We start from the raw sequence: 12,626 nt of genomic DNA, 5'->3' as shown, positions 1-12,626 counted from the left end.
TCCACAAAAAGGGGCCTATAGAGTGGTGGTCGCCGGGCCTTTCGTCAAGCATATGCTTGCAGTGGCTTAACCTGCAGTGTTTCAACCTCGGCAGCTTCGATGGCCATGACGGCAGCACGTGCCCCGGCAATCGTGGTGTAATAGGAGATATTTGAGACCAAAGCCGTGCGCCGGATGGAATAGCTATCGGCCAGCGACTGGGCCCCTTCAGTCGTGTTGACGACCAATTGGATATCCCCATTGATCATCGCATCAACGATATGAGGGCGGCCTTCCATGACTTTATTGATCCGCTCAACCGGCACACCGGCATCGCGCAACACTTTGGCGCTGCCTTCTGTGGCAACCAGCTTAAAGCCCAAGCGCACGAAGCTGCGACCGAGGTCAACCAAGGCAGGTTTATGGCTGTCTTTCACCGAGAGGAAGGCGGTTCCGCTGGTTGGCAGGCGCATTCCGGCACCCAATTGCGACTTCAGGAAGGCATGGCCAAAGTCGCCATCTATGCCCATGCATTCCCCGGTTGAGCGCATTTCCGGCCCCAGAATTGGGTCCACACCTGCAAAGCGTGCAAATGGGAAAACAGCCTCTTTTACAGCGACATGATTGAGTTTCTTGCTTTTCAATCCGAAGCTGGAAAGTTTCTCTCCTGCCTGCAATTTGGCGGCGATCCGCGCCACAGGAATACCGACGGCCTTCGCCACAAAGGGGGCTGTGCGCGACGCGCGTGGATTGGCCTCCAACACATAGATTGTGTCGTCCTTGATGGCATATTGGATATTGATGAGGCCCACCACATTGAGGCCCTTGGCCATGGCAATGGTTTGGGCCTCAATGCGGGCAATCACATCCTCAGACAAGGTATAAGGCGGCAGGGCGCAGGCGCTGTCACCAGAATGGATACCCGCCTCCTCGATGTGCTCCATGATGCCAGCCACGAACACATCGGTCCCGTCCGACAGGGCATCAACATCGACTTCAATGGCATCGCGCAGATATTGGTCGATCAGAACAGGATTATCGCCGGAGACGATCACCGCTTCGCGCACATAGCGCTCAAGGCTTGCCTGATCGTGGACAATTTCCATGCCCCGTCCACCCAGCACATAAGAGGGGCGCAGCACCACAGGATAACCAACGGCTTGGGCACCCAACACGGCTTCGGCCTCGGTGCGCGCGATGGCATTGCGTGGCTGCAATTGATTGAGGTCGTTCAGCAGGGCCTTGAAACGCTCACGATCTTCGGCAATGTCGATGGCATCCACACTGGTACCCAAGATCGGCACACCAGCCTGCTCCAACGGGTGAGCCAGTTTGAGCGGTGTCTGACCACCAAATTGCACGATGACACCCATTAGCGTGCCACTTTGCTTTTCGGTCTCGATGATTTCCAGCACATCTTCCGCGGTCAAGGGCTCAAAATAGAGCCGATCAGACGTGTCATAATCGGTCGAGACGGTCTCGGGGTTACAATTGACCATAATGCTCTCAATGCCCAATTCTTCGCAGGCGAAAGCGGCATGGCAACAGCAATAATCAAACTCAATCCCTTGGCCGATCCGGTTGGGACCTCCGCCTAGAATGATGATTTTGCGGGCATTTGAGGGGGCAGCCTCACATTCGGTCTCATAAGTGGAATACATATAGGGCGTGGGCGAGGCAAACTCTGCCGCACAGGTGTCAATCCGCTTATAGGCAGGGCGTACCCCGGCTGCGCGGCGCAATGTGCGCACCTCGACCTCGCTCTTGCCAGCAATCTTGGCCAAGCGCTTGTCGGAAAAACCCTGAGCCTTCACATAGCGCCAGTCTGCACTGGTCTGCGGCAGGCCTAAGGCTTCCAGCTTCTTTTCAGTGGCGATCAACTCAGCAAATTGGTCAAGGAACCAGGGGTCGATCTTGCTCGCCGCATGGACTTCCTCAACGCTCATGCCGGTCCGCAACGCCTGGCCAACCACCAGAATGCGGGTCGGGCTGGGAATGGTCAGGGCTTGATGCAAGGCGTCGCGGTCATGGCCGACTTCCAGATGGGGGTCAAAGCCATCCAGCCCGGTTTCGAGTGACCGCAGGGCCTTTTGGAAGCTTTCCTGAAATGTCCGGCCAATCGCCATGGCTTCGCCGACCGACTTCATCGAGGTGGTCAAAGTCGTATCCGCACCCTTATATTTTTCAAAGGCGAAACGGGGGATTTTCGTGACGACATAGTCAATCGAGGGTTCAAACGAGGCCGGGGTGGCCCCGCCTGTGATGTCATTGGCGATTTCATCCAGCGTATAGCCAATCGCCAACTTGGCAGCGACTTTGGCGATGGGGAAGCCGGTGGCCTTGGATGCCAAGGCCGAAGAGCGTGACACACGCGGGTTCATCTCAATCACGGTCATGCGGCCATCGGCTGGATTGACGGCGAATTGCACGTTGGAGCCGCCGGTCTCCACCCCGATCTCGCGCAGAACCGCGATCGACGCATCGCGCATGCGCTGATATTCCTTGTCTGTCAGGGTGAGGGCCGGGGCCACCGTGATCGAATCACCCGTGTGGACCCCCATGGGGTCGATATTCTCAATTGAGCAGATGATGATGCAATTATCCGCCTTGTCGCGGACCACTTCCATCTCATACTCTTTCCAGCCCAGAACGCTTTCTTCCACCAGGATTTCGCCGACCGGGCTGGCCGCAATGCCATTGGCGCAGATGCGCTTAAACTCATCGACATTATAGGCAATGCCGCCGCCCGTGCCGCCCAAGGTAAAGCTGGGCCGGATGATGGCAGGCAAGCCGACAAATGGCAGCGCGGCCATGGCATCATCAATTGTATGGGCGATTTTCGACTTTGGGCTCTCCAGCCCAATCTTATCCATGGCGTCGCGGAACTTCAGGCGATCCTCGGCCTTTTCGATGACGTCAGCCTTCGCGCCGATCATTTCGACATTATACTTGGCCAGAACCCCGTTTTTCTCCAGCGTCAAAGCGCAATTCAGCGCGGTCTGCCCACCCATGGTCGGCAAGACTGCGTCGGGGCGTTCCTTGGCGATGATGAGTTCAACCACCTCCGGCGTGATGGGCTCGACATAGGTCGCATCGGCCAGCTCAGGGTCGGTCATGATTGTGGCAGGGTTGGAATTGACCAGAATGACCCGGAAGCCTTCCTCTTTCAAAGCTTTGCAGGCCTGCACGCCTGAATAATCAAACTCGCACGCTTGACCAATCACGATGGGGCCCGCCCCGATGATCAGGATTGATTTCAGGTCTGTGCGTTTGGGCATGGAGGTGTCCGTTCAAACTTCGGGGTCATGTCTGGGTGCCAGTCGCAAAAAGCCCTCCCGAGCGGATAGCACGCTGGGAGGGCCTTGGAAGGCGGTAGCTGTTAACGCCAATGACAGAGTCTAGCAAGTGGTTTCCACCTTGATTAGGCTTGGCTGTCCATTTTGGGTTTGAGGATTTCTCATGCGTAGACGCTCGTTACTGGTTGCCGCTGCCACGACCGGGGCGTTGAGCCTTTTGCCGAAAGGTACCCAGGCAGCTGAAACGGCCCTCCAATCCTTCCCCGTACTTGACAGTTTGGCCATGCCTGTCGGGCCGCAGGAAAACCGCCAATTCAGCTATACCGACAAGGCTTCGGCCTATTTTTACGGGCGCACCCATCAAGACAAAGCCGATGATTGGTTCTTTGGCTGGAATGTCGCCACCAAGCGGATTTTTCAGGATTATCGCCTGACTTTCGACGGCAAGCCGCTTTTGCGCGCTGGTGCGACCGTGGTGATAAGCCCGCACGCGATGACGCGCGATTATGGTGCTGTGAAAGAAACGCTTCGACTGTTTGATGGCGTGACTGCCCTCATGGTGGAGGTTGAGGCCAAGCAAGACGGCCTGGTCGGCTTTGAGTTTGTCGGCGATCTCTTGGGCGACAGTGAAGCATCGCCGGAGGGGCTCTGGTATCGCCCACTTGAGGCAGCCCATCTTTGGCTGCATCTGGCCCCGGTGACACCATCGAGCACGGTCAGTGTCGGAGAATCCGGCTTGATGATCAGGCGGGACGGGCAGGGCTTTTTCATTCTGCTGGGCGCTTCCAAAGCCGAGGTGCGCCGACAGTTAAGTCAGCTGCGTCGCGCCCATGAAAGCCTGACCCGGGCACGTATGGCGCGGATGGAGGCTTTGGTCTCAGGCTCTAGAGCCCTCGACGCAGGCGACCCAGACCGCACCAAAGCACTCCTCTGGATGCGCCTGACGGCGGATCAATTGGTGATGAAGCAGATGGGCACGGGCATTTATGCGGGCCTACCATGGTTCAATGATTATTGGGGCCGAGACACCTTTATCTCCATCACCGGAACCTTGTTTGTAACCGGCCAATATGAGGTGGCCGCAGACGTCTTCCGCAGCTTTGCCGCCCTGCAAGACAAGGACCCTAAGTCCAAAACCTATGGCCGCATTCCCAATCGTGCGCGGCCCGATGGCGTGCAATACAACACCGCTGACGGCACGCCGAGGTTTATCATTACGTTGGCGGATCTCATCCGGCGGACTGGAAACCACGCTTTAGCCACAGAATTGTCGCCGACTGTCAAGATGGCCATTGAAGGCATGTTGGATCATGACTTGGACGAAAGCGGCCTTGTCACCCATGGCGATGCCGATACGTGGATGGATGCCAAGGAAAAGGGTGTGCGGGCTTTTTCACCGCGTGGCAATCGCGCGATCGATATTCAGGTCCTCTGGCTTGAAGCGATTGAAGCGGCAATAAATTCCACCGGTCTTGCGACAACAGATCCAGTTTTGATGACACGCGCATTGGACGCCACGGCCACGCTGAGCAAAGGCCTTAAGGACATGTTTGTCGATCAGTCATCGGGGAAACTTGTCGATCATGTGAGGCCAGACGGCAGCCCCGATCCGGCACTTAGGCCAAACGCTTTTTTCGCCTTAGAGGCAGTTTCAATAGCGACCTTTGAGGATGGTATCGATCTCGCATCACACCAAAAGCAGGCGATGATCCGGGCACGCGACCTGTGGAAAGGCCTCGTCTATCCGTGGGGTGTAGCGACTTTGAGCCAAGAGGACCCCGAGTTTCATCCCTATCACGAACATTGGCATTATTATCACAAGGATGCTGCCTATCATAATGGCACGGTCTGGCCGTGGCTGAACGGCGTTGCCATGACCACCTTGTTGCGCTTTGGCGTCCAAAAAGAGCCGTGGCACTTGTTTGAGAATATGAACCGCCAAGCCTTGCGCGAAGGCGCTGTGGGCAGCCTTGCCGAATGTGCAGACGCGCTCCCTGTGCCCGGTGCCAATTGGGCGCGCCGGACGGGCACTTTCCTGCAAGCTTGGTCAAATGCCGAGCAGTTGCGGGTTTGGCATGAGGAGATTTTGGGCGTCCGAATACGACGGGGCGGAACGGAAGTTCTGATCACGCCGCAATTGCCCAAAAGTGTCTTAAATGTCTCCATGAATACGCCTGTGGGAAAGGGCGTTCTTAAAGGCCAGTGGCACCACGGCAATTCGGAAACTTGGACGTTTGACATGGAAGGAACCGACGCCGAAATCGCCTTCTCCAATGATGCTTTGATCCCAAAATGGGTACGCTGGCCGGCCAAGGCAGGCCAAAAAATCCACATCATCGAGAAGAATGGCCAGTTAAAGCTGACGGCCTATGACCGCACTGGCAAACTTCTCGGCCATGACGAGAGTGAGCTTTATCAAGGCCCTTATGATTTCACCATGATCCGCGACGAAGTCTTCAAAGACCTAGGCTTCTGCGAGCCGCGCCTGAAGCCCAATCTCAAGAGCCTTTCAGTCTATCACGACCCGCCTTTGACTTATTAGAGCGCGTTTAGCCGATCAAGCGGCTTTGCAGGTCCGCGTCAGGTTCGCCATTTTCATCAAGTTCCATAAACAAGGCCTCGGTCATGCCCGTTACCAGAGCTGCTGGGGTGACAGGTTTGGCAATATGGACGTCACATCCTGCTGACAGGGCTGCCTTTACATGCTCGTTCATCGCATTCGCACTGAGCATGGCGATGGGTGTCCGTGGCAAGCCATGCTCGCGCTCCCAAGCACGTATGGCCTGAGTGGCGGTCAAGCCGTCCATTTCTGGCATCATCATATCCATCAAGATGATGTCGAAACGCTCAAGCTTAAACATGTCGAGCGCCAACTGCCCGTTTGCGGCAATCACAGGGGTCATTCCCATCGGCTCAAGCATGAAGGAAATCACTTTCTGATTGATCGGATTATCTTCAGCCACCAGAACCTTAAGACCAGTTGGAGCCTCAGGCTCCTCACTCAAAAAGCTCAATTCTTCAGCGGTCAGCTGAGTGCTCAGGCGCAGGTCGTGGCGGACGGGTTCAGCATATTTCAGTTGCAGACGGGCTTCGAACCGGCTGCCTGATCCAGGCTGGGACGTGGCAGAAATACTGCCGCCCATCAATTCACACAAGGATTTGCAGATCGACAAACCAAGTCCGGTTCCGCCAAACCGACGGCTGATGCTGTTGTCCGCCTGTTCAAACCGTTGGAACAGGGTCTGTCCGGCTTTATGGTCGAAACCAATTCCAGTATCTGTGACTTGAATTTGAAGCTCGACATTGCGTGTGTCGATCTCCAGCGCATCAATCATCACCTCAACCCGGCCAGAGTCGGTGAATTTCACGGCATTGGAGGTCAGATTGGCAATAATCTGGCGGACACGCACCCCATCGCCCAAATAGCGGCCTTCTGCTTCAGGATGAATATCAACGTCAAAGGCTAAGCCCTTTTCTTCAGCTTGCACTCGGAAGGGATGGGCTGCAGCCTCAACTGTCTCACGCAGGTCAAAAGGCGCAATCGACAGTTCCAGCTTGTCGGCCTCAATCTTGGCGGTATCAAGCACGTCTGAAACGAGACGTTCGAGTGTCTGCCCTGACGTACGGACCAGACCGATCATTTCCTGCTGACTGGGGCTGAGCTCGGTATTGTTGAGCACTTCTGCCAATCCGACAATCCCGTTGAGCGGGGTACGGATTTCGTGGCTCATCGTTGCGAGGAATTGCGATTTTGCGTCACTGGCTTGGCTGACTTGACGCAAGGTCTCAATCAATTTGGCTTCACGTTGCCATGCCTGATGGGCCGCATTTAAGCTGTAGGCCAATAGGAAAGACATGGCCACAGAGGCTTGATGGATCGTGCTCTCAGCATAAGTCTGGTTCAAGGTCATGATGAAGGGCACACTGATCACGCCAAGCACCAATGGGCCTGCTGCACAGATAAAGCCCGGCAACCAGTTCAAACTGGTGGCGATCACATGGGTCAATGCCCCGATCAGGATCGCAAGGCCCACGATCAAGGGGCCGATTTCGCCAGTTTTAACCAGCACCAAGGCTCCAGCCACCCAAACCAGTCCACCATAGATCAGATTAACGCAAAACATGAAGCGCAAACGCGCGCCACGGGCGTCATCGTCGCTCTTCTGTCCACCGATCAAAAGTTCGATGCCTTCATTGAGCGCAAAGGCGATAAACCAGATAATCGCAATCTGCGCCTCAGTGCCCCACCACAAAAGCCCGGTAAATGCTGCTGATGCCAACAGACGACTTGGCAGGTCATCGCGCAATCGTCTGATTTGTTCGAGATAAGACTGATGCACGCCGCTGCTCTCCAATTCGAGCACAACGCTAGCAGCTCGACCTTTATTTTCGGTTATTTCGCCGGAATTATTTGTGTTGGTTTGGCCGGGAATCTGAGTTTTTCAAGCGGTAAAGCGCGCTGAAACAACTCTAGGTCATGGCTTTTTGCTTTTGGCGTCTTCAGAACTTGGTTCTGACTCGGTTGTTGTATCCTGAGCTGCCGGCCTCGGCACATGAAGGCCAACAACCCTGCTTGCCGCAAACCTGCCGATATCCAGACGAGGCCCAAAAGCAGCACAGGGGTCGATGTCTGGCACCTCCCGCTTCGGTGCGCGCGCGTCGGTAAGAAAGTCTGCAAAGTCATTGGCAAAGGAGGCCGCAAAGCGATGGGCGTCGCCGACCTCGGACAAAGAGCCTTGATCCATCACCATACCGGCCCCGCGTGACCACGACATGGCAGCGGCTTGGCGATTATCTTGTACGTCCAGTCGCGCTTCGATGCTCAGCCCTCCGCGGCCAACGGGCAGACGCACCGACCCGCCGGGCAAAAGGCGGCTGACAGCAGCAGATGCTGCTGAGGCGGCAGCATTTGTCTCTTGTAAACGGGTTACCACAGCTTGGACGCGTCCGGCATCAGCCTGATCGGCCCCAACAATCTCAAATCGACGCGACAAAGCAAAACATAATTGCCGATCGACCTCTGCCAGTACCAGTGCGCGGGAGTCGGCGGTAATCGTGGCAGGCACATCGGCAGCCTCATGAAGGCGGGTCGGCAACAAAACGACACGGGAAAGGCGGCTTAGCGCCTCGGCATCCTTCTGCCGGCTGATTTGGGCCCGCACCGTGCCATCCACACGCTCCATCGCGGTGCCATTGGCGATAAAGCCTGTCTGTGTCGGGGGCTTGGTGGCACAGGCTGACACCATCGCCATCGTGGCTATGACAACAAGGGCATGGGCAATTTGTCGGTTCGAATGCTGAAAACAAGTCATTTTGGGCCACCGCGCTGGAATATCCTCCACGGGTCACATAGGGCACAGCCCGGCTGAATGCGCGCGCTGCTCTGCCAATAGAATGGCCAATCACACCAACTTGATTGAGCGTTCCAGACTTGGTAGCTCGGCAGGTCAAAAATGAGCTGAAACGGCTTAATGGCGGGGCAGGTGCTCTTTTTGACCATTCCCGCACACAAGTGGCGGTCCCGAAGGGACTTGAACCCCCGACCCATCGTTTAGGAAACGATTGCTCTATCCTGCTGAGCTACGGGACCGCGTGTCTTCTGCTTAGCGGTCTGGGGCGGTTTTGGGGAGGGGGGTGATACAGAAGGCCGTCTGGCTTTAGGCGTCTTCAGCTTGGGAAACGACGCGGGGAAGTTTGAAAATGACGTCTTCACGGGTCACTTCAACTGGTTGGACCGAGACGGCAAACCGGCTGCGGCAGGCCGCAATCACCGCTTCGACCAAATCTTCGGGCGCACTTGCCCCCGCCGTCAGCCCAAGCGTTCTGACGCCCTCAAACCACGCCCAATCAATCGCCTGTGCATCATCAATCAAATAAGCGGCCTTAGCCCCTGCACGCAGGCCGACTTCAACAAGCCGGATCGAGTTGGAAGACGTTTTCGAGCCGATGACCAAAAGCAGGTCAGCTTGGGCCCCCAGTGCCTTCACTGCCTCCTGGCGATTCGTGGTGGCATAGCAAATATCTTCCTTGTGCGGCGGCGAGACGTTGGGGAAACGGGCCTGCAAGGCCGCCACAATTTCGGCCGTATCATCAACCGACAGCGTGGTCTGGGTGACAAAGGCCAGTTTTGCAGGGTCTTTTGGGGCAAAATCGGCAATTTCGCTGACATCTTGGATCAAAGTGATGGCACCATCGGGCAATTGTCCCATCGTACCGACCACTTCGGGATGGCCTGCATGACCAATCAGGACAATTTCTTTGCCCGCATCAAAATGGCGTTGCGCCTCGACATGGACCTTTGACACCAGCGGGCAGGTGGCATCAACATAGATCATCTCGCGGCGGGCGGCTTCCTGCGGCACAGATTTGGGGACCCCGTGGGCGGAAAACACCACCGGGCGATCCGTGGGGCATTCTGATAATTCTTCAACAAAAACAGCGCCTAGGTTCTTCAGACGGTCAACCACATGCTTGTTGTGAACAATCTCGTGGCGCACATAAACTGGCGCACCCCACTTCTCCAGCGCGCGTTCTACAATCTGGATCGCCCGATCAACACCGGCGCAAAAACCACGCGGGGCGGCCAGCAAAACAGTGAGCGGGGGCAGGTGGGAAGGGACGTCCGACATGATTTCTCCGGTGGCATTGCCTTGTTGGCGCCGCATTGCGTTGATTGAAGCGACACAGGCCTCTAAAGACATGGGCTATAATTGCGGCAGTGCCAAGATGGTCTGCTTCGCTTCTTCTGTGGAATGCAACATGCGCACCCAAGCTATTGCTCTTGTGATCACATCTTCTCTCGTGCTCGCGGCCTGTTCGTCGCTGCCCTTTGGCGGCAATCGTGATGGGCGTGGCAAGGCCCCGCCACCAGTTAGTGAGGCTGATGCGCCAGCCGCCGAAGCGCCCAAACCCACGGTTGAGGCAACTCCCGGGGATGCTGAAAAGCTTGAGACCCCGGCAGGCCCACCGCGCAAGCGTGGGTTCTTCACGGGGTTGGCCAAGGCTTTGGGTAGCGACAGCGGCGCGGCCAATGTTGGTCCATGCCCGGCGGTACGGGTGCTGTATGACGCCCAGCGCTTTGTCGAACTCAATGGACCTGAGCGGTTCGAGAATGTCGGCTATACCGGTGAAATCCTCAATGTGAACTCCGACTGCCGCTATGTGGGCGAAGATCCAATCACCATCAACATGCAGCTGGATATGGCGTTCGGTAAAGGCCCCAAGGCGGCACCAGGTGCCAAAAGCGTGAATTATTGGGTGACAGTGACACGCAAGGATATCGCCGTCATCTCGCGGCAGACCTATTCTCAGGCAGTCGAAATCCCGGCTGGCAGTGATCGGGTTGCCGTCAAGTCTTTGCCGATTTTCATCGAAATCCCGCGTGCCAATAAAGATATTGCTGGAGCCAATTTCGAAGTGCTGGTCGGCTTTGAACTGACGCCAGATCAGTTGGAATTCAACCGCAATGGCAAACGCTTCCGCGTGGATGCGGGCGTGCCGCGCTGACATCATCTCCCATGACCCATTTTGCCCAACAGCTGGCCCACACGTTGGGCCGTGCCTTTGCCGACCTCGGACTTCCTGCAGAGCTGGGCCTGGTGACACGTGCCCAGAAGCCCGAATTCGGTCATTTCCAGTGTAATGGCGCGATGGCCGGTGCGAAGGCCGCTGGCCGTAACCCGCGCGATATTGCCACTGCATTAGCTGAACACCTGTCAAAAGACCCCATGATCGCGCGTTGCGACGTGGCAGGACCAGGCTTTTTGAATATCACAGTGTCCGACGCAGCATTGGTGGCCCACGCAGAAGCCTTGGCTGTTGATCCACGCGTGGGTGCCCAGATCCTTGAAACACCGCGCCGCGTTATTGTTGATTATGCTGGGCCGAATGTGGCCAAATCCATGCATGTCGGCCATTTGCGTGCCACCATTATTGGCGACAGCATTAAACGGCTCTATCGCTTCCGCGGTGATCAAGTATGGGGTGATGCCCATTTTGGCGATTGGGGTTTCCAGATGGGGCTTTTGATCGCCAGCTTGGCAGAAGAACAGCCAGAATTGCCTTATTTCGATGCGGGGTTTTCGGGACCTTATCCCGCACACAGCCCGGTGAGCCTCGCTGATCTTGAACGGATTTATCCAGCAGCGGCAGCTTTGGCCAAAACCGATGTTGCAGCGCGCGACCGCGCGCGCAAAGCCACAGCTGAATTGCAGGCAGGCCGGCCCGGCTATCGCGCGCTGTGGCAGCATTTTGTTGCCGTTTCGCGCAGCGCACTTGAGCGTGAGTTTGCCGCTTTGGGGGTGACATTTGATCTTTGGTTGGGCGAAAGCGATGCAGACCCGCTGATTCCAGAGATGATTGCCGACCTTGATGCCAAGGGTCTGTTACAAGACGATCAGGGCGCGCGCGTGGTTTTCGTGCACGATAAATTGGTGCCCAAGAAAGATGGCGGGGAAGGGCCTAATGTCGCGCCCTTGTTGGTGGTGTCGTCTGAAGGCTCTGCCATGTATGGCACCACCGATCTGGCAACCATTCTTGACCGGGTCCGGCGCTTTCAGGCTGAGCTTATCATCTACTGCGTTGATCAACGTCAGGCAGAGCATTTCGAGACGGTGTTTCGAGCTGCTGACAAGGCAGGCTATCTGCAACGCGAGGCGTTGGATCACATTGGGTTTGGCACAATGAACGGCCCAGATGGCAAGCCGTTCAAGACTCGTGAGGGCGGGGTGCTGAAGTTGCATGACCTTATCACTATGGTGCGCGAAAAGGCGCAAGCCAAGATTGATGAGGCCGGAGTGGGCCAGGATTGGCCGGCGGAAGAACGCGCTGATATCGCCCACAAGGTTGGTATGGCTGCGTTGAAGTTCGCCGATCTACAAAACTTCCGGGGTACGTCTTATATCTTTGATCTGGACCGCTTCTTGAGCTTTGAAGGCAAAACTGGGCCTTATTTGCTATATGCGGCAGTGCGTATCAAATCCATTCTGCGCAAGGCTGATGAGGCGGGAATTGGGCCTGGGCCGATTGCCAATCTTGAACCAGCTGAACGCGATCTTATCTTGACACTCGACGGGTTTGAACACGCGTTGCGCGGGGCTTATGACAAGCGCGCACCCCATATTTTGGCTGATCATGCCTATGCCTTGGCAGGTGCTTTTTCAGCCTTTTACACCGCATGTCCAATCTTGAGTGCCGGGGATGAAGCCACGCGTGCATCGCGCTTGACATTGGCCAAAGCGACCTTGAACCAATTGGTTCTAACCTTGGACCTCTTGGGTATCGAAGCCCCTGAGCGTATGTAGATTGTTCTTACGCCAAGGCTTTTGCCGGCGTGACACGCCTGGCGTCTGA

7 protein-coding genes and 1 tRNA gene are annotated in these 12,626 nt (G+C 56.3%); 3 read left to right on the top strand and 5 right to left on the bottom strand.

What is annotated here, in order from left to right; all coding sequences use genetic code 11:
* Positions 1–44: 44 nt before the first annotated feature.
* A complete protein-coding gene (gene carB / locus PbB2_RS05275) occupies positions 45–3,257 on the bottom strand; it encodes a carbamoyl-phosphate synthase large subunit (protein WP_108984227.1) in 3,213 nt (1,070 codons plus the stop codon).
* 181 nt (positions 3,258–3,438) lie between these two features.
* Here carB and PbB2_RS05270 point away from each other — a divergent pair, with 181 nt between their 5' ends.
* Positions 3,439–5,817 (top strand): amylo-alpha-1,6-glucosidase, encoded by a 2,379-nt coding sequence (locus PbB2_RS05270; RefSeq protein WP_108984226.1) that lies wholly within the window; start codon positions 3,439–3,441, stop codon positions 5,815–5,817.
* Positions 5,818–5,824: 7 nt separating this feature from the next.
* Here PbB2_RS05270 and PbB2_RS05265 read toward each other — a convergent pair whose 3' ends face one another.
* The 4 genes from PbB2_RS05265 to ispH all read right to left on the bottom strand — a co-directional run bounded on the left by PbB2_RS05265 (position 5,825) and on the right by ispH (position 9,904).
* On the bottom strand, positions 5,825–7,615 hold the full coding sequence (locus tag PbB2_RS05265; RefSeq protein ID WP_108984225.1) for an ATP-binding protein: 1,791 nt from the start codon (positions 7,613–7,615) through the stop codon (positions 5,825–5,827).
* A gap of 135 nt (positions 7,616–7,750) precedes the next feature.
* Positions 7,751–8,587, bottom strand: coding sequence for a DUF3313 family protein (locus tag PbB2_RS05260; RefSeq protein ID WP_108984224.1), 837 nt, complete (start codon positions 8,585–8,587; stop codon positions 7,751–7,753).
* Positions 8,588–8,788: 201 nt separating this feature from the next.
* Positions 8,789–8,865, bottom strand: a tRNA-Arg gene (locus PbB2_RS05255).
* A 67-nt stretch (positions 8,866–8,932) separates the two neighbouring features.
* Complete coding sequence (ispH, locus tag PbB2_RS05250; RefSeq protein ID WP_108984319.1) at positions 8,933–9,904, bottom strand: 4-hydroxy-3-methylbut-2-enyl diphosphate reductase; 972 nt, start codon at positions 9,902–9,904, stop codon at positions 8,933–8,935.
* Positions 9,905–10,034: 130 nt separating this feature from the next.
* On the opposite strand from ispH, the gene PbB2_RS05245 reads away from it, so the two are divergent.
* Both PbB2_RS05245 and argS read left to right on the top strand, forming a co-directional pair.
* Positions 10,035–10,781 (top strand): hypothetical protein, encoded by a 747-nt coding sequence (locus tag PbB2_RS05245; protein ID WP_133245724.1) that lies wholly within the window; start codon positions 10,035–10,037, stop codon positions 10,779–10,781.
* Positions 10,782–10,792: 11 nt separating this feature from the next.
* Complete coding sequence (gene argS, locus PbB2_RS05240) at positions 10,793–12,577, top strand: arginine--tRNA ligase (RefSeq protein WP_108984222.1); 1,785 nt, start codon at positions 10,793–10,795, stop codon at positions 12,575–12,577.
* Positions 12,578–12,626 lie beyond the last annotated feature (49 nt).

This window comes from Candidatus Phycosocius bacilliformis (assembly GCF_003112735.1).
Classification (GTDB): Bacteria; Pseudomonadota; Alphaproteobacteria; order Caulobacterales; family Aquidulcibacteraceae; genus Aquidulcibacter; species Aquidulcibacter bacilliformis.
The sequence above is the reverse complement of the archived record's forward strand: the minus strand, read 5'-3'. Positions and strand labels throughout refer to the sequence as shown.